Below are 19,204 nucleotides of genomic sequence, written 5' to 3' on the forward strand. Positions count from 1 at the left end.
CCGCGAGAGGCGTGTGGGGCCATGGATGGCCCCTCTCGCCGTGCCCCCGGCGCAATGATGGAGCGAGGGAAGTCCGGCGAAGCCGGACCCGGATGCAGGGGCAAGCGTTTTGGTTCCTTTTGGGCGTTTGCAAAAGGGACTCGCCTGGGAAGGCGAAACCAGAAACATCCGCAGAACTCGGCAAGCAGCTTGGCTCGACGCTTTCCAGCCACACACCCACAAAAACAAAGACGCCAGCCCTTTGCGGGGCTGGCGCCTGGAATAAGAAATCGGGGCCGGTGTGAGGGCACCGAACCCCGGTGGACGATGCTGCGATGCGAGCAGGATCGCAGCCCGGCCACAAGGATCTCCACCTCCCGTACTGGCGAGAGGGAGTGCTAGGGAACTCTGGCGCCCAGGGCGCCGTGCCTGGTGGTGGATCAGTGGCGGCGATCCGGCCTCACCAGGCCCAGTTTTTCGATTCGGTAGCGCAGCATGTCCCGCGTCAGGCCCAGCAAGCGGGCGGACTTGGTGACGTTCCAGTCGGTCTTGTCGAGCATCCGGATGACCATGTCCCGCTCGGCCTCAGGCTCGGCGCCCTGGCCGTTGCCATTGCCGTGGGTGCGGTAGTGTCCGGAAGGCTCGTCCACCAGGGTCGGGCAGATGTGCAATTGCGCGGCGGTCACCAGTTGGCCCTGGGCCAGCAGCACGGTCTGCTCCAGCATGTTGCGCAGCTCGCGCACATTGCCCGGCCAGCTGTAGCTCTGCAGCAGGTGCTCGGCCTCGGCGGAGAACTGCAGCCCCGGCTTGCCATAGCGCTTGCCGTGCTGTTTGAGGAAATGCCGGGCCAGCAGCAGGATGTCGTCGCCGCGCGCGTACAGCCGTGGCACGCGGATGGAGATGATGCGCAGGCGGAAGAACAGGTCCCGGCGGAATTTCCCCTGCTGCACCATCTGTTCGAGGTTGCAGTTGGTGGCGCTGATGATGCGCAGGTTGACCTTGCGCTCCTTCACCGAGCCGATGCGGCGGATGGTGCGGTCTTCCAGCAGCTTGAGCAGCTTGGCCTGGAGCACCAGGTCCATCTCGCCCACCTCGTCGAGGAACAGGGTGCCGCCGTCGGCGGCTTCCACCAGGCCCAGGCGGCGATCCTTGGCATCGGTGAAGGCGCCCTTCTCGTGGCCGAACAGCTCGGCCTCCAGCAGATGCGCGGGAATCGAGGCGCAGTTGAACTCGACGAAGGGCCCCTTGCCCCGCGTGCCGTCGAAGTGCAGCGCACGGGCGATCAGTTCCTTGCCGGTGCCGGTCTCGCCTTCGATCAGTACCGCCGGCAGTTCGGCGTCGACCATGCGGCTTTCGGCATCCAGCAACTGGCGCACCATGGATTTGACTTCGAGCATCACTGGCGAATCGCCGATCAGCGCCGCCAGCCCGGCGTCCTGCGCCGCGCGGCTGTGGTAGAAGTCCAGCTTGTGCTCCAGGCGCTGCGCCTCCAGGGCCTTTTCCAGCAGCAGCTTGAGCTCGGCCAGGGCCACCGGCTTGGTCAGGTAGTGGAAGGCACCGGCCTTCATCGCCTGCACCGCGTCCTCGATGTTGCCGTAGCCGGTCATCATGATCGGCTTGATCTGCGGCGCACGGGCGCTCACCTCGCGGATCAGTTCATGGCCGCTCATGCCCGGCAGGGAGTTGTCGGTGAGCAGCACGTCGGGCACCTGGTCCCGCAACAGCTCCAGCGCCTCTTCGGCCGAATGGCACACCAGGGCCTCGAAGTTCTTGCGTTCGAGGTAGGTCTGGATATTGCCGGCCAGCAGCTCGTCGTCTTCGACAATCAATACGCTGTGTTCCATTACCTGCGCCCCCCAGCGACCTTGAAGTTCAGGCAGATGCGGGTGCCTTCGCGCTCGCGGCTGGTCAGGCTGACCTTGCCGCCAAAGCGCTCCATGATCCGCTTGACCATCACCAGCCCGACGCCGAGGCCGCCCTGCTTGGTGGTGTAGTAGGGCTTGAAGGCCATGGTTTCCTGCTTGCGCGTCATGCCCTGGCCGGTGTCGGTGATGGCCAGCAGCAGGCGCTTGCCGGAGCCGTCGGGCTTGACCTCGATGCGCAGCAGGCCGCCGCTGGGCATGGCCTCGATGGCGTTAGCGAACAGGCTGTTGAGCACCTGCGCCAGCAACACCCGGTGGCTGACCACCGCCGGCGCCGACTCGGCGTGGAACTCCACCCGCACGCCGGAGTGGCGAATCTGCTGGTCGAAACCATGCAGTGCCTCGTTGATCACCGCCACCGGCTCCACCACCTCGATATCTCCGGACAGCGGCCGCGCCGAGATCAGCAGCTCGCGGACCCACTTCGACATGCGGTCCACCTGGCTGATGATGTCGGCGATGTTCTTCTGCACCGGCGGGTCCACCAGTTCCTGGGCGAGCTCCGCGCTGGAGCGGATCGACGCCAGCGGATTGCGCAGGCTATGGGCCACGGCGGAAGACATCTCGCCGAGGGCGACGAAGGTCTCGTTGGCGATCAGCTGGCTCTGCTGCTGGGCCAGCAGCCCCTGGGCACGGCGCACGATCCAGAACAGGCCGAAGTAGATCAGCCCGCCACCGATGGCGGTGGCCAGCCAGATCAGCACGAAGCCGCGCTGGATGCGCTGCACCAGGTCGCGGGGCTCCTTGTAGATCTCCACCACCGACGCCACGTTGCCCTGCTCATCCAGCAGCGGAATGTAGTTCTCGATGAACAGGGTGCGCGGGGCGCGGAGGAATTTCTGCTCACTGCGCCCGCTGGTGACCTCGTCGTAGCTGGTGGCCACTTGCTGCGGCGAAGAGAAGGCCTGCTCCAGGTCCTCGTTGCCGCTCATGTCCCTCCCCACCAGCGCCGGGTTGGTGGACCAGACGATCACCCGGTCGGCGCCGTAGATATTGGCCAGCAGGGCATCGGGCAGCATCGCGATGTGGTCGAGGAATTCATTGCGCGCCCGCTGCCGCGCTTCCAGCATGCTCTGCGGGTGGTGGCCGTCCTGGCGGGCGTCCAGCAACTCGCCCATGGTCATGCTCACCGGCAGCGCCACGTGGCGGATTTCGGCCGAAGCGATGGACTGGATGAACTGCGAGCTGAGCATCGCGTCGCGTTCGATGCTCTCGGTCACCACGAAGCGCGTCGAGATGATCCCAAGGCCGATGGCCACACTGGCGATCACCACCAGGCTGACCAGCGAGAACCAACGCAACAGGTTGAATTGCGGCGGCGGGGAATCGCCGGTCTTGCCGATTGCGTACCTATCCCAGATCACCGACAGAGCGCTCATGGAAGCCTTCCTATGCGTTGCGTGATGGGTTCGTCCCGTCGTGCCAACCGGGGGGCCTTGGACGCTTGTGCCTGTGCATAAACCAGGCCTGTTTTGCCCAGGCACCGTGCAAGCCCCCTAGCACGCGGCCTCCCCGGTTTTCCCCAGGCTTTTCCCCACTCCCCCACCACCCCCAAATTCACCCAGTTCTGGGGGGACTCCCCCACCTCGGCGGCAGTGTCGGCGACTTTTTACGCCACAACCGAAAGCCTTGAGCAGCGCGGCCTGGAGAGGCGATTTCGCAACACTGGCACGCTCGTTGCGGAGGGCCGGGCAGCCAGCCTGTGGCACAGCGAATCCGCAGCAAGGCGCCCACATTGCAAGAGGGAAAGCTCATGCAACGCACACTCTCCAAGGCCACCACCTCGATCCTTCTCATCGTCGCGGCGGACCAGGCGCCCGCCGCCCTGTACGCCGTGGATCCCGGCCCCTACAACCCTGACATCGGTTCCTTCGCCGCCTGGTACCAGGACACCCACGGCCGCACCCTCGACCTCTGCCTGTCGAAGACGGTCAGCTCGCGGGTAGCCGGTGCCCCAGGTGCTCCCAGCTACATGTGCTCGCTACTGCCGGAACCGGGGGTCTACGACGACAACCAGCCTCTGGTGTTCCCCACCAACTTCCCGCCGGAAGCCTTCTGGTTCACCGCCGACGCCGCCATCGCCGATGCAGCCAGTGGCATCGACCTGTCGTACGGGGCCGCCATCGAAGCTGCCTTCGCCGTTGAAGAACCCGCAGAAGGCGATCAGATCAGCTTCGCCCGCATCCGCATCCGGGTGGATGTCCCCACCATCGGCACCTACACCGTCACCCACCCCTATGGCGTGGAAGTCTTCGAAGTCACTGCCGCCGAGTTCGGTACCGACGGTGGCCGCGCCATCAACATGACCCGCGACATCGGCATCGGCGCGCCGAAGACCTATGACGGCGCCCTGGGTGGCGACATCGGCCCGTTCCTGCGCAGCGTCAACGGTCCCTACATCGAGGTGAACCCGGAGACCAGCGCAAGCGAGCGCTTCATCGGCGACCCGAACATCAACGAGCCGGTCACCGGCAGCCCGTTCAACACCAACTACGTGCGCATCCAGGGCCCCGCTGGCATCGACGTGCGCACCAACCTGTTCGCCATCTCCGGCAAGCTCTCCGACGTGGAGCGCCCAACCCCGGTAATCGTCCAGCGCTCGACCTACTCGCGCGGCACCGCTGAAGCAGGTTCCAGCGCCCAGCAGGACGTCTTCGTGATGGCGCCACCACCACCCGGCACCGCCAGCTATGACGACGCTGCCGGAGCCGCCGTGGCCATGACCGAGGCCAACGCCACCGGCAACTGGTACGGCCAATCCACGGGCAATCCGTCGACACCGGCCAGCGTCACCATCCATGCCGACAACAGCATCGCCATCCCGGAAAACACGCCGACCACCGTGGGCGCACCGCTGGTGGATCTGGTTCGGATCCAGCGCGCCGAGTACAGCCTGAATTCCGGCCAACTGACCGTGGTGGCCAGCAGCAGCGACGAGACCAATCCGCCCACGCTCACCGCCACGGCCAGCAGCGGCGCAAGCATCGGCTCGCTCACCGGTGACGGCGCGACCAAGACCCTGATCACCGGCGTCACCCCCACCCCTCCGGCGACGGTCACCGTCACCTCGGGCAGCGGCGGCAGTGATACCGAAGAAGTGGTCATTCTTCCCTAAGCGAACCCAGAGCCGAGCGCTCAAGCGCCAGGAGGCAACATGAACAAGTGGCCCTGCCTGCTTCTCACAACCCTGGGTCTCGCCGTCGAAGGTATTGACGTGGCGGAGGCTGCCCTCGAGGCGGTCCACCTGGGTCCTTACACCGCATCTACCGGTTACTTCCCGCAGTGGTATCAGGATGGCGACGGCCTGAGCCTGGAGCTCTGCCAATCCAAGGCACTCAGCCCCACCGGCGGCTACATGTGCACCCTGCTGCCGGAACCGGGCCAGTTCGATGACCTGCAGCCGATGGTCTTCCCCAACAACTGGCCCAGCGAGTTGTTCTGGTACATGGCCGAGGCCAGCATCCCGGCCAACGCCGCCGGCTACGAGCTGGAGGTCTACACCGCCGCCATCGAGGCCGCCTTCGCCCTGGAAGTGCCCCGTGTCGGTGACCAGCAGAGCTTCGCGCGCATCCGTATCCGCGCCAACATCCCCGTGGCGGGAACCTATGTCGTCACCCACCCCTACGGCCAGGAGACCTTCACCGTGACCCCGGCCCAGGCCGCCGACAAGGGAGGCCGTCGCGCCATCAACATGACCCGCGATATCGGCATCGGTGCGCCGGGCATCTTCACCAGCGCCCTCACCGGCGACGTCGGCCCCTTCCTGAAAGGCCCTGGCTACCCCTATCCAGGCACCAATCCGGAAACCGGGGAGGCTGAGCAGTTCGTCGGTGACCCCAACGTTCCCTCGACAGTGACGGGCAGCCCTTTCGACACCAACTTCGTCGAGATCAGCGGCCCGGCGGGGACCATCCGCACCGAGTTGTTTTCGGTCTCCGGCAAGGTCTTCGACTCCCGTGCCGCCACCCCGGTGGAAATCGAACGGGCCAGCTACCGGCGCACCAGCCAGGGCACCCGCCTGGAAGTGTTCGCCAACGGTCCGGCCAACTCCGAGTTGTGCTACCGGGAAACCCTGGAGCTGGTGACAGGGGGCACGAGGCCTGCCTGCCTGGCAGACATGGACAATGACGGCAGCGGCTACTTCTTCGCGCATAACCCGTCGCCGTCCGTACTGCCGCCGTTCGTGGTGGTCACCGGTACCGACCCGGCCAATGTCACCAAACCGACCTCGGTTTCCCGTGAAGTCACGGACGTGGTGAAAGTCAGCACCGCTCGCTACAACTGGGCCGATCACTCGCTGACCATCGAAGCCAGTTCCAGCGATGAGACGCAGATCCCCGATCTGGCTGCCCAGGGCTTCGGCCGCATGATCAAGGCGGGTGTCCTGCAGACCCTGCGGGTAACCGACCTGTCCCAGCCGCCAGCCGTAGTCACGGTGAAGTCCGCCGCAGGCGGTGCCGATACCGAGCCGGTGGTCGTGGTCGGCAGTGCACCCGCAGAAGTGCCCAACCAGGCACCGGTGGCCGTGAACGACGGCATCAGCACCGGCTTCGGCGTACCGGTGACCATCAATGTGCTGGCCAACGACAGTGATGCCGACGGCGACGTCCCACTCAGCATCACCGACCTGACCCCGCCGTCCACCGGCCTTGGCACCGTGGACATGAACGGCAGCACCAGCGTGGTCTACACCCCGCCGCCCGTGGTCAACAGCCCACTCACCGCCACCTTCACCTACCGCGCCCAGGATGTACGCGGCAAGGCGTCGGCACCGGCGACCGTCACCGTCAGCGTCAGCCCGAACCAGCCACCTGTGGCCATCGCCGACACCGGCGCGACCCTGAACGTGCCGGTGACCCTGAACGTGCTGACCAACGACAGCGATCCGGAAGGCAACGTGCCGCTCACGGTGGTCAACCTCACCCAGCCGGCTACCGGCCTGGGCACGGCGAGCACCAACGGCACCACCATCACCTACACCCCACCGGCCACTGTCACCACAGCCTTCGCCGCCACCTTCACCTACCAGGCCCAGGACGCCCACAACGCCCTCTCCGCCCCGGTCACGGTGACCGTGCAGGTGACGCCGCCGCCGGCTGCCGCAGAGAACTTCACCGTCACCACCAGTGAGTTCACCCTGCGTTCCAACAACCGGGTGACCTGGAGCCTGGACGGCACCAGCTCGGTAACGGTCGGCAACAGCGTGCGGGTCCGGGTGACCAGCACCACCGGCCTGGTGGATCTGGGCAGCGTGGTAGTGCCGGCCAGCGGACGCTGGCGTGTGGCGGTCACCACCACCAACGTGGTCCCAACCGCCGCCCCGACGGCCACCATCACCACCTCCACGGGCACGGTGCGCACCGTGACCCTGACTCCCCGCTAGGAGCCTGGCCATGACCACCGCCGTCCTGTCGCGCACCGTCCTTCTCCTGGTTCTCGGACTCGGAAGTGGCGCGCCGCAGGCGGCGGACCTGATGGAAAACTTCGACCTGGCCGGCGGCAACGCCGACCTCGCCAGCCCACAAGGCGCGCCCCTGGACCAACAGGCCCTGGTGCGCCAACTGGGCGAGGCGAACGTCGCGCTGCTGACGCAGAACGGCCAGTCGCTGCTGGGACAGATCATCCAGAACGGCAGCGACCAGGAGGCCTACATCCTCCAGGAAGGGGTGCAGAACCTGGCGTCCATCTCCCAACAGGGCACCGGCAACCAGGCCTACATCTCCCAGAGCGGCGCCAACAACCGGGCCGGAATCGACCAGGTCGGCGCCAACAACAGCGCAACCATCGTGCAGTCCGGGGAAGGACTGAACAGCAGCATCACCCAGTACGGAAACGGCCTGAGCGTGCAGGTGATCCAGCACTGACGGCGCACTCACGACCCGAATGACTCGCAGGGAACCATCCCCAGGAGGCAATACCATGTTCCAGTACAAACCGCTTGCCGCTGCGATCCTGGCCCTGGTCAGCATCCAGGCCTTCGCCGACGACAGCATCTCGAACCAGACCCAGAACGGCTTCGAGAACGTCGCCGAAGTACAGCAGGACGCCGCCACGAGCACTGCAACCCAGGACCAGACTGGGGATGGCAACAACGCATACGCCGACCAGTCGAACGGCACCGGCACCCTGATCCAGACCCAGAACGGCCAGTTCAACGCCTCCACCGGCGTGCAGGACACCGAGGCCGGAAGCCAGATCACCCATACCCAGACCGGCGAGTTGAACGGCGCCCACAGCGAACAATGGTTCAACGACAGCAGCCACGCCACGGTGACCCAGGACGGTGACTACAACTCCGCCTTCAGCTTCCAGGACAGCCAGATCGGCAGCCGCGTCGAGATCAACCAGGGCGATTCGGAAAACATCGCCAACGCCGAGCAGATTGCCGGCACGGACAACCAGACCACGATCGACCAAGCCGGCATGGCCAACGAGTCAGGCACCTGGCAAATCGACCAGACCGGCAGCCGCATCGGTATCCAGCAGGGCGGCGAGCTGAACACCGCCTATGTGGACCAGAGCCAGGGCAACACCAACCAGGTGGACGTGTTCCAGACCGGCGAAAGCGGCTACCTCGAGGTCTGGCAGACCGAGCAAGAAGGTAGCCAGGTCAGCATTGACCAGGGCGGCGGCGCGCTCAACGAGTTGGTGGTCGACCAGAGCTTCGGCTCCGGCAACCTGGCCACCATGATCCAGAGCGGCGACACCAACGCCGCCTGGGCCGACCAGTACCAGTCCACCGACTCCACCACCACCGTGACCCAGGCCGGCAGCAGCAACCTCGCCCTGACCTACCAGGAAGGCGACCGCCTGGGCCTGACCGTCAGCCAGACCGGCAACGACAACAACGTCTACGCCAGCAACTGGCAGGGTGCCCAGGAAGGCGGCCAGTTCGGTGCCGACCAGGCCGTAGTGCTGAGCCAGGACGGCAACCGCAACACCGCCAACTTCACCCAGGAAGGCAACTTCAACGAGCTGTACTTCGACCAGGTGGGCGACGACAACACCCTGGCCATCAGCCAGCGTGACAGCAACAACCTGGCCGAAGGCTCCAGCGAAGGCATCGGCAACAACGTCGAGATGGACCAGTCCGGCAGCCTGAACCTGAGCCAGGTCTACCAGAGCGCCGGCGGCGGCAACACGGCCACCATCACCCAGGCCGACATGAACAACATCTCCGTCGTCACCCAGGCGGGCTGGGACAACCAGGCCACCATCACCCAGAGCAACTTCAACCAGAACTCCGTCATCGACCAGACCGGCACCGGCAACAGCGCCATCGTCGTCCAGCAGTAACTCCCCTCTGCCGCCGCCCTTCATGGGCGGCGGCCTTTTTCCCCATGCTCCTAGCCGCCCTGCTGGCCAGCGCCAGCCTCCAACTGCAACCCCAGGCTCCCGGCCAGGCCAGCGTGAGCCTGTGCTTCGAACCTGCAGGCGCGGCCATCCGGTATGAACTCCTGGTCACCACGCAGAGCCCAGCAGGCAGGAGCCAGTCGCGCCAGAAAGGCGTAGCCGAGCGTAACTGCCCGGTGCACAACAGCCTGAGGCTACCGCCGGGTACGCGAGTGGAAGCGCGACTGAGATGGTGGGTGGAGGGGGTGGAGCAGGTGGCTGTGGTGAGGGAGGTTGGTTTGTGAATTATTCTGCGGTGCGCCCGCCTGTAGGGGCGAATTCATTCGCCAAGCAGAACGCAGTTCTGCCATAGCGTGTGCACGCGGGAAATTACCCTCACCCCCGGCCCCGGCCCTGCGCCCCAGCCTGATCGCTTCGCGCTCAGGCGCTCATCGGCACTGGAAGCGGTGCTTCCAAAAGCGTGCCTCTTCGCCCCAGAGGTAGAGGGGTGACTCGCGCCGGAACCGCCTTGCCTCCCTGGCACCTCGGCCCGGCCAGGCACATTCCCTGTGGGGGCGAATTCATTCGCAAAACAGGACGCAGTCCTGCTCCCTGGCACCTCACCCCAGCCAGGCACCATCCCTGTAGGGGCGAATTCATTCGCCAAGCAGGGCGCAGCCCTGCCCTACTCGATCGACGCCTGCGCACCCATGTATTTCTTCAGCGAGGTCTGTTCCAGCGGCTGGTCCCCGGCGGCCTGCCACAGGCGGCGTTCCACGCCCTGGGCGATCAGGTGGGCCACGGCGGATTCGATGGCCGAAAGCACGCAGAGCTGCGCCGGTTCATTGGTGGTGTAGCCGGCTTCGGCCTCCAGCAGTTCCTTGAACTCGATGAACTTGAACACGCTGGCGCTCTGCCCCACCGAGTAGATGGTCTTGGAGGTCATCACATTGGCCAGGACCATGCCGCTGCGCACGTCCACCGCGCGCAGGTTCACCGAGACCTGGTCCACGCGGTATTCGTGGGAGGCGCCGATCCCCAGGTAGCGGGCGCCTTCGCCGCCGCTGCGGACGTTGGTGTCATACGCGATGATGCCGCCCTCCAGCAGCAGGTTGGCGGCCTGCAGCGGCGGCAGCTGGCTCTGGATGTTCGCCGGAGTGTTGGGCTTGTTCTGCGAGGCGCGGATGATCTTGCGTTCGGTCAGCACGTTCTGCAGGCCTTCGCGCTCCAGCACCATGAACCAGCCGCTGGCCTGCAGCGCGTCCACCAGCATGCTGGCAGCGCCTTGGGTGACGCTGGTGGAGAAGGAACTGGCCGGAGTCGGCTTGTACTGGCCGGTCTGGTCGCGGAACCCGTACACCGCCGCCACCAGCCGCCCCTTGGGCCGGGGCAGGTTGAGCAGGTCGTAGTAGGTCGAGGCGCGCGGGGTCAGGGTCGGGATCTGGTCCGCGGTATCCGCCGACATCGGCTGGCGCAGAGCGCAGCCTTGCAGGGTGGCGAGCAGCAGGACCAGCATCAGCACTCTGTTCATGGTCGTGGCTTCCTGTCGATGCCTGGATTAGGGGAGCAGGCCGTTGACGACGACTTCGGAGATTTCGCCCGTGGCGCGATCGGTGATCTGGATGGTCAGCTCACCACCGTCGTCGATCATGTTGACGATGAAGGAGTCGGTGGTGAGGCTGCCGGTGTTGCCGTCCTCGATATTGGTCAGCAACTGCGACAGCAGGCGCGACTCCAGCGAGCTGGTGAAGCGCTGGAGGGCGGATTGCCGGCTGGCGGCGGACGAGCTCGAATCCGGGTCGTCGTGATCGTTCTGCGCCTGGGCGTTGTTCAGCAGCCAGGTGCCGTTCAGCGGGTTGCCGCCGAACGCGGGGTTGACCGGGGTGTACACCAGCTCGGTGGCCTGGACCGAACCGACCAGGCCGAATCCGAGCAGCCACAGGGCAAGTCTGTTCTTGTTCATAGCTCGTCCCTCTCCATGTCGTGCGTGTCTTGCAGGAGGCGCTGCAGCTTCTGCTGGGCGATGGCCTCCAGCACCAGGTCGGCCGCCGCGTAGGCGGTGGGTTTGAGTTCGGCGGTGTTGGGCGGGAGAAACTGGCGGTAGAGCACGCGCTGTTCGTACTCCACCCAGATCAGGCTGCCCCAGCGGGCATCGGGGCGTTCGCGCACCACCAGGTTGAAATCCAGCTTGCTGGTGTCGCGCAGGCGCTCGCTGAAGGAGCGATAGAAGTCGTGGCCGATGTGGGAAATCGTGTAGTCGATGATGAAGCCCATGATCTCGTCGTCATCGGCGCGTGCCGTACCCAGCGCGCAGCACAGCGCGATCACGGCCAGCACCGGTGCGCGGCTCATGGCGCCACCCCTTTCGGCGCGCCTTCCATGAAGGCCTTCTCGGCGACGAAGCGCCAGTCGGCGTAGCTGCCCATGCCCTCGAACTCCACCCACTGCGCGGGGAAGTGCGCCTGCTTCAGCGGCCGCTGGCGGGACTGGCTGTAGACGCCGGCGATGCGCCCGTCGAAGGAGCGGATCAGGCCCCAATCGAGGCTGCCGGTCACGGGGTCGGGATAAAGCCGGCGCAGGTGGCGCGCAGCCTGGGGAAAGCGGTTGTCTTCCAGCAGGTCTTCCAGGGCGGCGGGGTACTGAGACACGCCGTTCGACGCCCGGTAGTAGCTGCGCAGGGCCTGCGCATACTGGCTGCCGACCCAGAGCAGGTCCCGCTCGCGGGCACGCTGGCTGGCGGTGGACCAGAGCTGCCCCGCACCGGCCAGCGCCATCCCCATCAGCATGACGAGGAAGAGCACGCCGAGGTAGGTGAAACCCTGCTCACCAGTCCGCATAGAGGCTCCCGTCCCGCGCCCGCCCGGGGGCGCCGCTCTTGACGTCGTAGACGCTGCCCGGCGCGCCATCCGGTGGCGGTAGTGCCACCCACAGGTCAGTGCGCTCGGTCATCGGGTCCAGCGGCAGGGCGCGCAGGTAGCGCTGGGCAACCAGCTCCTCTATCGAATCAGGATAGCGCCCGGTGTCGCCGTAGAACTGGTCCAGGGCCTCGCGCATGACCGAAAGGCTCTGGCGCAGGGTGGTCTCTTTGGAGTTCTCCAGGCTGGAGAAATAGCGCGGCGCGGCGATGGTCATCAGCGTGGCGATGATAGCCATGACCACCAGCAGTTCGATGAGGGTGAAGCCCTTCTGCCGTGCCATGTTCACCACTCCCGGTACGGCGTGCCGTTGAGGCCGTCGCCCTTGGCCAGTGAATAGACGTCGAACACGTCCACGCCGGGGCGCGGGTCGTCCGCCGGGCTGGTGTAGGCGCGCAGGCCCCAGCTTTCTGCCGGTTCCTCGCGCGCATCGGCGAAGGGGTCGCGGGGAATGCGGCGCAGGAAGTAGATGCGATCGCCCTTCACGCTGCGCAGGTCGCGCACCCCATCCACCAGCACCTGCAGCGACGGCGGGTAGCCGGTGCTGGCGGCGGACTTCTCGATATGCCCGGCATCGGCCGCCAGCTTGTAGGCGTCGATGGCGTCGCGGATTTCGTAGAGGGCGACCTTGAGTTCCTGCTCCTTGCCCCGGCGGATCACCGTTTCGGCCAGCGGCGCGGCCATGCTGGCGAGCAGGCCGAGGATGGCCATGGCGATCACCAGTTCGATCAGCGAGAAAGCAGCCTGGCGTTTCATGGTTCAGGGCCTCCCGCTGATGGGCGTGGGCGTGACCACCACCGCCGGTGCGTCGGGCAGTTCCACGCCGAGAGCCTCCACCGGGCCGCGCACGGTTGGCACGCGCATGCTGCTCTCGGTACCCGACGGGAACTCCATGTCGTAGGGGCTCTGGTACGGCAGGTTGCGCACGATGCGCGGGGTGATCGACAGCACCAGCTCCGACTTGGCGACCTGGTCGTTGTTGCTGCCGAACAGCCGTCCCACGCCGGGGATGTCGCCGAGGCCGGGAATCTTGTTGCCGCTGTTGGCCTGGTCATTGCGCACCAGGCCGGCGAGCACCTGGGTCTCGCCGTCACGCAGGCGCAGGGTGGTCTGGGCGTTGCGGGTATCCACCTGGACCGGGATGGTGCCCTGCTGGGTCGGCGGCAGCGAGGTGGCGTTGCTCACCTCCAGGGCGATCTTGATGGCCACCTCGTTGTTCAGGTGCACCGTGGGCTGCACCTCCAGCTTCAGGCCGACGTCGAGGTAGGTGATGCTCTCGGTGATCACCGGTCCCTGGGTGGACGGCACGGCGGTGGCACTGACGATGGGCACCCGCTGACCGATGTGGATGCGCGCCTGTTCACGGTTGCTGACCCGCAGTACCGGGCTGGCCAGGGTGTTCACGTCGTTGTCCTGGGCGTTGATCTTCAGCTGCGGCGACGGCGAGATGCTGATGCGGCTGGAGTCGATACCCTTGAGCTGGTCGAGGATGGACACCGGCTGGCCTTCGTCATTGAGCACGCCGAAGGTGTTGGGCCACTGCAGGCCGAGGTCGACGATGCGCTTGCGCGACACCTCCATCACTTCCACTTCCAGCACCACCTCGGGGTTGGACTGGTCCTGGGCCTGGAACAGCTTCTCGGCCATGCGCACGGCGTCGGGCGTGTCGCGCATGGTCAGGGTGTTGAGGCGCTCGTCGATGAACACGTCACGGGTCTTGAGCAGGGTCTTGACCAGGTTCATCGCGGTCGCCGCATCGGTGTTGGTGAGGTAGAAGGTGCGCATCACCAGGTCCTGGTAATCCTTCAGCTTCTGCGGCGAATCCGGGTAGACGACGATGGTGTTGTCGTTCACCACCCGCTGGTGCAGCTGGTTCTGTTGCAGCAGCAGCTCCACCGCATCCTCGATGGGCACCTCGCGCACGAAGATGGTGGCCTTCAGGTCCGGGCGCACATCCTTGTCGAAGATGAAATTCAGCCCCGAGGTCTGCGCCAGCACTTCGAAGATCACCTTCAGGTTGGCATCGCGAAACTCCAGGGTGACCGGACGATCCAGGCGCGAACGCAGCTGCGGATAGGGCGCGACGGAGCGTGCCTGGACCACCTCGATGCTGCGCTGCAGCTCGCGGGCGCCGTCGTGTTCCGGGTCCAGTGCGAGGATGCCGCGCACCTGGCGCGAGGCCCCCACCACATCGCCCCGGCGCAGGTCGGTCTGGCCCTGGCGCAGCATGTCCTGGATGTTGCGCTGCTGCTCGATCACGTGCAGGCCGTCCAGCGCCCGCTGGTTGTGCTTCTCGATGCGCAGCACCCGTTCGTAGTTCAGTCGCGCGGTGGCGAAATCGCGCTGGGTGCGGGCCAGGTCGCCGTCGCTCAGCAGCGCCTTCACCGCGCGGGCGCGCTGGGTGGTCACGGCCATCTGCGCGCCGACGTCGTTGGGCGACTCGCGGGCTTCCTGTTCCAGCCTGGCCAGCCCCTCTTCGAACTGGCCGGCGTCGATCAGGTCCAGCCCTTCGCGCTGGGCCAGGTTGGTGGTGCAGCCGGCGAGCAACACCAGGGCCAGGTAATACGCCAGGCGTTTCATAGCGCACTCCCCACGTCCAGGGACTGGGCGACGTCCAGGGGCAGATAGACCAGGGTCATGCGCTCGGCGTCGATGCGCTGGACCTTGTAGGTCTTGTCGATCAGGTCGCCTTCGCGCACCACCAGCACCTGTTCGCCGCGCAGCAGGAACACCTGCAGCGCCCGGCGATCATCCAGCTTGCCGATGAACTTGAACGGCAGCGGCGGCGCCGTGGGTTTGGCCGGCGCTGGCGGCGGCAGCGCGGAAGCGGCCATCGCCGGCGCGGGCGGTGGTGCCACGTACCAGCTCTGCGAGGCGAACAGGTCGGCCGCCGGAACCGCCACCTCGGGCGCGGCGGAAGGTGCCACGGCCGGAGCCGACGCGTTCTCGGCCGTTGCCGAGCCCAGGCGCTGGACGCGCGGCATGGCGCGGGGTTCGGCCTGGTCGCCGAAGAATTCAGGAACCGCCGCCAGCACGGCGGCCGAGCCGAGGAAAGCCAACCAGAACAGACGGCGTGCCATGGTCACCTCGCCAGATACAGGGTCATGCGGATGCGCCCTTCGAGTTCCGAATCGGCGATCTGCTTGCGTTGCAGTTCCACCTCTTCCAGGGCCAGGGCCGGCAGTTGTGTCTGCAGGCCATGGAGGAAGCGGCGCAGTTGCGGGTAGCTGCCGCGCACCGGCAGCAGTACCTGGTAGCGCGCCAGGCGGGTCTTGGGATCGAGTCCGAGGGCGTATTCGCCACGGGCCAGGGAAATGCCCTCCTCCTGGGCCAGCCCGTAGATGCGGTCGATGGCGCCGGTGGCGTCCAGTTGCGCCGGCAGGTTGCGGCGGAAATCCTCCAGCTGCGCCGACGACGCGCCGCTGGCTGGCCTGCTGGCCGCCGGGGCGGCTGCCGCCGCGAGTTGCCCACGATCAGCCGCCAGCTGGCGCTCCATGTTCGCCAGGGCCTGCCGTGCCGGCAGCAGGCCCAGCACGGCGTAGCCCAGCGCCACCAGCAGCAGCGCGCCACCGACCAGGCCCGGCCAGCCGAGACGAAGGGCCTGCTCGATGAGGATCAGCCTAGGGACGCGCATCCTTCACCCCCCAGCTCGCCAGCAGGTTGAAACGGATGGGCCGCTCGGCCTGCTCGGCGACCATTTCATGGTTGAGCAGCGAGACATCGCTCAGGGCGTCGCTGGCTTCCAGTTCGCGGTGGAAAGCCAGCATGGCCGGCAGGTCGCGCGCTTCGGCGGCGATGCGCAACTGGCCCTTGCGGGCATCCGGGGCCAGGGACAGCAAGGCGATGTCCTTGCGCGGCTGGGATTCGAGCATGGCGAACAGGCCGTCCCAGGGCAGGTTCATCTGCGCGGTGATGCGGCGCATCTCCGCCACGCTGGCAGCCCTGGCCTTCTCCTCGCTGGCCGACATGGGCGCCTGGCGCAGGCCACGCTTCTGCAGTTGCTGCTCGACGCGTTCCAGTTCGGCGCTGCGGGCTTCGCGTTCATCGCAGGTACGCAGGTGGGCGCCGAGCATGAAGACGGCCATCAGCATCCCGCCGCCCAGGAGAATCCAGCCGGGGACGGTGGAAATGGCCTTGCGCTGAAAGTCGAGATCGATCGGGCGCATGTCAGTTCACCGTCATGGCCATGGCAAAGAGTGGGTCGCCTTGTGCAGCAGCCGGCAGTTCAAGCTCCAGACGGGCGATAGCGTCGGTGATCGAGCCCGCACGGCCGGGGGCGTGCAGGTAGCAATTGACCGGCCGGTCCTGCTCCAGGCTGTGGAGCTCGCCTTCGCGGGCGATCAGGTCATTCAGGGCGGCGTCGCTGTCGTCCAGGGCCACCGAGCGCACGGCCGCCCAGCGACCGCCACGGGCCAGCAGCAGGTTGCCGCGTCCGGGTTCGGCCACCAGGAAGAGAAAGTCGTCCAGCACCAGGGCGGCGCGGTGGCGGTTGAAGGCCGCCATCAGGTAAGGCTGTACCGAAGCGAGCCGCAGGCCGTTGGCCTTGGCCACGCTGCGCAACTGGGCCAGCAGCTCCTCCGGCATGGCGGCGGCCAGGCGTGGATGGCCGGCAGCTTCGGGCGACAATTTCAGGCTCCAGCCGTCGCCGAGGGCGCCGTAGATGTCCTCGAAGCACAGGCGCGCGTAACCGGCCAGTTCCTCGGGGCTGTTGATGGCCTCGCTCCAGGGCACCAGGCAGAAGCGCGTGTAGTGGCTGGAGAGGACCACCCGCAGCTCCGCGCGGCCGGGTTGGCGTCCGGCCAGCAGGGACTCCAGCGCCGCCACGGCGCCCGGCCAGGCCAGACCGCCGACTGAGTCGAAGTCGACGCTGCCGAGCCAGCGCTGGCCGCGGCTGCGGTACAGGCCCACGCTGCGGGGCCCGAGCACGGCGGTGCAGGCCTCAGGCCACAAACGTGACACGGTTGATCTCCTCCAGCGTGGTGCGGCCTTCGCGGACCAGGTCCAGGGCCGAGGTGCGCAGCAGGCGCAGGCCGCGCTTGACCGCCAGGTCCTTGATGCGACTGATGGGCTGGCGCTCGATGATGAGTTGCCGCAGGTCGTCATCCAGGCGCAGCAGCTCGGCGATGGCGGTGCGCCCGCGATAGCCAGTGCCCCGGCAGCGGCCACAACCGGGGCAGCTGACGAAGCGGTACTGGTGGGCGCTGGCGGGGTCGATGCCGGAGAGCAGCAGCTCCTCCTCACCCGGTTGCACGGCCTCGGCGCAGCTCGGGCAGGCCAGGCGGATCAGGCGTTGGGCGAGCACCGCGTTGAGGGCGGAGACGAAGCTGTAGGGGTCCACCTCCATCTGGCTGAAGCGGCCGATCACGTCGAAGACGTTGTTGGCGTGGATGGTGGTGAACACCAGGTGGCCGGTGAGTGCCGACTGCACGGCGATCTGCGCGGTGTCGGGGTCGCGGATCTCGCCGACCATGATCTTGTCCGGATCGTGACGCAGGATGGAGCGCAGGCCACGGGCGAAGGTCAGGCCCTTCTTCTCGTTCACCGGGATCTGCAGCACGCCGGGGAGCTGGTACTCCACCGGGTCTTCAATGGTGATGATCTTGTCCACGCCGTGGTTGATCTCGGTGATCATCGCGTAGAGCGTGGTGGTCTTGCCGCTGCCGGTGGGGCCGGTGACCAGCACCATGCCGTAGGGCTCGGCGGCAAGCCGGCGCAGGCTGCGCAGGGTGCTGTCCTCGAAGCCCAGGGACTCCAGGCGAACGCCGTGGACCTGGTCGGCCAGGTCCTGCTTGTCGAGCACCCGCAGCACCGCGTCCTCACCGAAGATGCTCGGCATGATGGATACACGGAAGTCGATCTGCCGGCCATTGATGCCGATCTTGAAGCGACCGTCCTGGGGCACGCGCTTCTCGCCGATATCCAGCTCGGCCATCACCTTCACCCGCGAGATCACCTGCTCGGCCAGCTCCACACCGGGCACCCGGCTGGAACCGCCAAGCACGCCGTCGATGCGGTACTTGATGGACAGGCCGCTGCCGGTCATGCCCAGGTGGATATCGCTGGCATGCAGCTTGAGGGCGTCGTAGAGGGTGGAGTTGACCAGCTTGACCACCACGCTGGCGTCTTCGCTGATGCGCGCCAGGGAGAGAGTTTCCAGGGCCTCGCTTTCCTGCACCGAGCCGGCTTCGGCCTGCAGGGATTCGACGGCGTGGAAGCTCTCCTCGTGGCGTTCCAGGAAGGCAGCCAGCTCGCGCGGGTGGACCAGATGGAGCGGCGCGCCCTGGCGTTGCTCCTCGATCCAGGCCAGGCGGGTTTCGTCGAAGGGGTCGGCGAATACGCCGAGGGTCTGCCCGTCCAGCTCCAGCAGGACGAACTCGCGCTTCAAGGCGTGCGCCAGGGAAATCCGCTCGAAACCGGGGATACCCCGGCTGAGGTCCTCGAAGGCCAGCACCGGGTAATGCAGGGTGCTGCCCAGGCGCCGGGCGAACAGATCAGGCGGCAGGTCGGCCAGCTCGTCCAGGGCATCCACCAGACGATGGCCCAGCTCGGCCGAACGTTTGCGCGCGGCGCGCATCAGTTCGGTATCGAAGCGCTCCGGTACAGGCTGCGCGAGGAGTTGGCTGTCCATGGTCTTGCCTCCAGGGGCCGTGGCGCTCCGGCCTTGCCGGAGTCCGCCCTCGCTTGGACATACGCACGCATCGTGCCAGCCGTTTCTCGCGTACGAAGGGTCTCTAAGTCGCTGATTTCAAATGGGGGTGAATTACCCGCCACCGGGGGTTCCCCCAAAACCGGGGGAATGGCCGAAGCGGGCCAGCGGCTGTCCCCAGAAGTGGGGGAAGGCATTGGTGGGAGCCCTGCGGGCTCCTTTGCGATTGAAATCGCCCCCACAGAAAAGCTGGGCCGGTGTGTAGGGTGGATGTCGCTCTTTACATCCACCATTGGCGCCCGATCGGGGCTCCGATGGTGGACCGGTGAAGCGTGGTCCACCCTACGGGGCCGCTGCGCGGCCCTTTCGCGAATGAATTCGCCCCCACAGGGACCGTGCTTCCGGCTAGG

19 protein-coding genes are annotated in these 19,204 nt (G+C 66.7%); 5 read left to right on the plus strand and 14 right to left on the minus strand.

Annotated elements, in window-relative coordinates; genetic code table 11:
- Positions 1–419: 419 nt before the first annotated feature.
- Both E8F06_RS03495 and E8F06_RS03500 read right to left on the minus strand, forming a co-directional pair.
- Positions 420–1,823 carry a sigma-54 dependent transcriptional regulator gene (locus E8F06_RS03495; protein WP_280364229.1) on the minus strand — a complete coding sequence of 468 codons (1,404 nt, stop codon included), beginning with the start codon at positions 1,821–1,823 and terminating at the stop codon, positions 420–422.
- Positions 1,823–3,280, minus strand: coding sequence for an ATP-binding protein (locus tag E8F06_RS03500; protein WP_280364232.1), 1,458 nt, complete (start codon positions 3,278–3,280; stop codon positions 1,823–1,825). Before E8F06_RS03500 ends, E8F06_RS03495 begins: the two co-directional genes overlap by 1 nt.
- A 374-nt stretch (positions 3,281–3,654) precedes the next feature.
- Between E8F06_RS03500 and E8F06_RS03505 the strand changes: the two genes are divergently transcribed.
- Genes E8F06_RS03505 through E8F06_RS03525 form a run of 5 tightly spaced genes read left to right on the plus strand, consistent with a single transcriptional unit; the run spans position 3,655 to position 9,538 of the window.
- Positions 3,655–5,016 carry a hypothetical protein gene (locus E8F06_RS03505; protein WP_280364235.1) on the plus strand — a complete coding sequence of 454 codons (1,362 nt, stop codon included), beginning with the start codon at positions 3,655–3,657 and terminating at the stop codon, positions 5,014–5,016.
- A 39-nt stretch (positions 5,017–5,055) separates the two neighbouring features.
- Positions 5,056–7,284 (plus strand): Ig-like domain-containing protein, encoded by a 2,229-nt coding sequence (locus E8F06_RS03510; RefSeq protein ID WP_280364238.1) that lies wholly within the window; start codon positions 5,056–5,058, stop codon positions 7,282–7,284.
- 10 nt (positions 7,285–7,294) lie between these two features.
- Positions 7,295–7,765 carry a curlin gene (locus E8F06_RS03515; RefSeq protein ID WP_280364241.1) on the plus strand — a complete coding sequence of 157 codons (471 nt, stop codon included), beginning with the start codon at positions 7,295–7,297 and terminating at the stop codon, positions 7,763–7,765.
- A 55-nt stretch (positions 7,766–7,820) separates the two neighbouring features.
- Positions 7,821–9,197, plus strand: coding sequence for a curlin (locus tag E8F06_RS03520; protein ID WP_280364244.1), 1,377 nt, complete (start codon positions 7,821–7,823; stop codon positions 9,195–9,197).
- Between the two features lie 44 nt (positions 9,198–9,241).
- Positions 9,242–9,538: a hypothetical protein gene (locus E8F06_RS03525; RefSeq protein WP_280364247.1), complete on the plus strand. Its 297-nt coding sequence runs from the start codon at positions 9,242–9,244 to the stop codon at positions 9,536–9,538.
- Between the two features lie 380 nt (positions 9,539–9,918).
- Here the strand turns inward: E8F06_RS03525 and E8F06_RS03530 are convergent, their stop codons facing one another.
- From E8F06_RS03530 to E8F06_RS03585, 12 genes are read right to left on the minus strand one after another with little or no spacing between them, the layout of a single operon-like run.
- Complete coding sequence (locus E8F06_RS03530) at positions 9,919–10,764, minus strand: CsgG/HfaB family protein (protein ID WP_280364250.1); 846 nt, start codon at positions 10,762–10,764, stop codon at positions 9,919–9,921.
- Positions 10,765–10,791: 27 nt separating this feature from the next.
- The gene (locus E8F06_RS03535) at positions 10,792–11,196 is read right to left on the minus strand and encodes a curli assembly protein CsgF (protein ID WP_280364253.1); all 405 of its coding nucleotides are present in this window, start codon (positions 11,194–11,196) and stop codon (positions 10,792–10,794) included.
- Complete coding sequence (csgE, locus tag E8F06_RS03540) at positions 11,193–11,585, minus strand: curli production assembly/transport protein CsgE (protein ID WP_280364256.1); 393 nt, start codon at positions 11,583–11,585, stop codon at positions 11,193–11,195. Before csgE ends, E8F06_RS03535 begins: the two co-directional genes overlap by 4 nt.
- The gene (locus tag E8F06_RS03545; RefSeq protein ID WP_280364259.1) at positions 11,582–12,070 is read right to left on the minus strand and encodes a type II secretion system protein; all 489 of its coding nucleotides are present in this window, start codon (positions 12,068–12,070) and stop codon (positions 11,582–11,584) included. The genes csgE and E8F06_RS03545 overlap by 4 nt, the downstream gene beginning before the upstream one ends.
- Positions 12,057–12,431, minus strand: coding sequence for a type II secretion system protein (locus E8F06_RS03550; protein ID WP_280364261.1), 375 nt, complete (start codon positions 12,429–12,431; stop codon positions 12,057–12,059). Before E8F06_RS03550 ends, E8F06_RS03545 begins: the two co-directional genes overlap by 14 nt.
- A 2-nt stretch (positions 12,432–12,433) precedes the next feature.
- A complete protein-coding gene (locus E8F06_RS03555; protein WP_280364264.1) occupies positions 12,434–12,904 on the minus strand; it encodes a type II secretion system protein in 471 nt (156 codons plus the stop codon).
- A 3-nt stretch (positions 12,905–12,907) separates the two neighbouring features.
- Complete coding sequence (locus tag E8F06_RS03560) at positions 12,908–14,728, minus strand: secretin N-terminal domain-containing protein (RefSeq protein ID WP_280364267.1); 1,821 nt, start codon at positions 14,726–14,728, stop codon at positions 12,908–12,910.
- Positions 14,725–15,228 (minus strand): secretion system X translation initiation factor, encoded by a 504-nt coding sequence (locus E8F06_RS03565; RefSeq protein ID WP_280364270.1) that lies wholly within the window; start codon positions 15,226–15,228, stop codon positions 14,725–14,727. The genes E8F06_RS03560 and E8F06_RS03565 overlap by 4 nt, the downstream gene beginning before the upstream one ends.
- A 2-nt stretch (positions 15,229–15,230) precedes the next feature.
- Entirely contained in the window at positions 15,231–15,782 is a 552-nt protein-coding gene (locus E8F06_RS03570; protein ID WP_280364272.1) for a GspMb/PilO family protein, read from the minus strand.
- Positions 15,769–16,314 carry a pilus assembly protein gene (locus tag E8F06_RS03575; protein WP_280364274.1) on the minus strand — a complete coding sequence of 182 codons (546 nt, stop codon included), beginning with the start codon at positions 16,312–16,314 and terminating at the stop codon, positions 15,769–15,771. Before E8F06_RS03575 ends, E8F06_RS03570 begins: the two co-directional genes overlap by 14 nt.
- 1 nt (position 16,315) lies before the next feature.
- The gene (locus tag E8F06_RS03580) at positions 16,316–17,107 is read right to left on the minus strand and encodes a hypothetical protein (protein ID WP_280364276.1); all 792 of its coding nucleotides are present in this window, start codon (positions 17,105–17,107) and stop codon (positions 16,316–16,318) included.
- Entirely contained in the window at positions 17,088–18,776 is a 1,689-nt protein-coding gene (locus tag E8F06_RS03585; protein WP_280364279.1) for a GspE/PulE family protein, read from the minus strand. Before E8F06_RS03585 ends, E8F06_RS03580 begins: the two co-directional genes overlap by 20 nt.
- Positions 18,777–19,204 lie beyond the last annotated feature (428 nt).

The sequence above is a fragment of the Pseudomonas sp. BN411 genome, from assembly GCF_029871235.1.
Classification (GTDB): Bacteria; Pseudomonadota; Gammaproteobacteria; order Pseudomonadales; family Pseudomonadaceae; genus Metapseudomonas.

Excerpts from the sequence above, each read along its gene's own strand:
- E8F06_RS03550 (WP_280364261.1), bottom strand. The coding sequence starts at position 12,431 with ATGGCACGGCAGAAGGGCTTCACCCTCATCGAACTGCTGGTGGTCATG.
- E8F06_RS03525 (WP_280364247.1), top strand. The coding sequence starts at position 9,242 with ATGCTCCTAGCCGCCCTGCTGGCCAGCGCCAGCCTCCAACTGCAACCC.
- E8F06_RS03495 (WP_280364229.1), bottom strand. The coding sequence starts at position 1,823 with ATGGAACACAGCGTATTGATTGTCGAAGACGACGAGCTGCTGGCCGGC.
- E8F06_RS03565 (WP_280364270.1), bottom strand. The coding sequence starts at position 15,228 with ATGGCACGCCGTCTGTTCTGGTTGGCTTTCCTCGGCTCGGCCGCCGTG.
- E8F06_RS03515 (WP_280364241.1), top strand. The coding sequence starts at position 7,295 with ATGACCACCGCCGTCCTGTCGCGCACCGTCCTTCTCCTGGTTCTCGGA.
- E8F06_RS03560 (WP_280364267.1), bottom strand. The coding sequence starts at position 14,728 with ATGAAACGCCTGGCGTATTACCTGGCCCTGGTGTTGCTCGCCGGCTGC.
- E8F06_RS03500 (WP_280364232.1), bottom strand. The coding sequence starts at position 3,280 with ATGAGCGCTCTGTCGGTGATCTGGGATAGGTACGCAATCGGCAAGACC.
- E8F06_RS03575 (WP_280364274.1), bottom strand. The coding sequence starts at position 16,314 with ATGCGCCCGATCGATCTCGACTTTCAGCGCAAGGCCATTTCCACCGTC.
- E8F06_RS03570 (WP_280364272.1), bottom strand. The coding sequence starts at position 15,782 with ATGCGCGTCCCTAGGCTGATCCTCATCGAGCAGGCCCTTCGTCTCGGC.
- E8F06_RS03510 (WP_280364238.1), top strand. The coding sequence starts at position 5,056 with ATGAACAAGTGGCCCTGCCTGCTTCTCACAACCCTGGGTCTCGCCGTC.
- E8F06_RS03545 (WP_280364259.1), bottom strand. The coding sequence starts at position 12,070 with ATGCGGACTGGTGAGCAGGGTTTCACCTACCTCGGCGTGCTCTTCCTC.
- E8F06_RS03505 (WP_280364235.1), top strand. The coding sequence starts at position 3,655 with ATGCAACGCACACTCTCCAAGGCCACCACCTCGATCCTTCTCATCGTC.
- E8F06_RS03585 (WP_280364279.1), bottom strand. The coding sequence starts at position 18,776 with ATGGACAGCCAACTCCTCGCGCAGCCTGTACCGGAGCGCTTCGATACC.
- E8F06_RS03535 (WP_280364253.1), bottom strand. The coding sequence starts at position 11,196 with ATGAACAAGAACAGACTTGCCCTGTGGCTGCTCGGATTCGGCCTGGTC.
- E8F06_RS03520 (WP_280364244.1), top strand. The coding sequence starts at position 7,821 with ATGTTCCAGTACAAACCGCTTGCCGCTGCGATCCTGGCCCTGGTCAGC.
- E8F06_RS03555 (WP_280364264.1), bottom strand. The coding sequence starts at position 12,904 with ATGAAACGCCAGGCTGCTTTCTCGCTGATCGAACTGGTGATCGCCATG.
- csgE (WP_280364256.1), bottom strand. The coding sequence starts at position 11,585 with ATGAGCCGCGCACCGGTGCTGGCCGTGATCGCGCTGTGCTGCGCGCTG.
- E8F06_RS03530 (WP_280364250.1), bottom strand. The coding sequence starts at position 10,764 with ATGAACAGAGTGCTGATGCTGGTCCTGCTGCTCGCCACCCTGCAAGGC.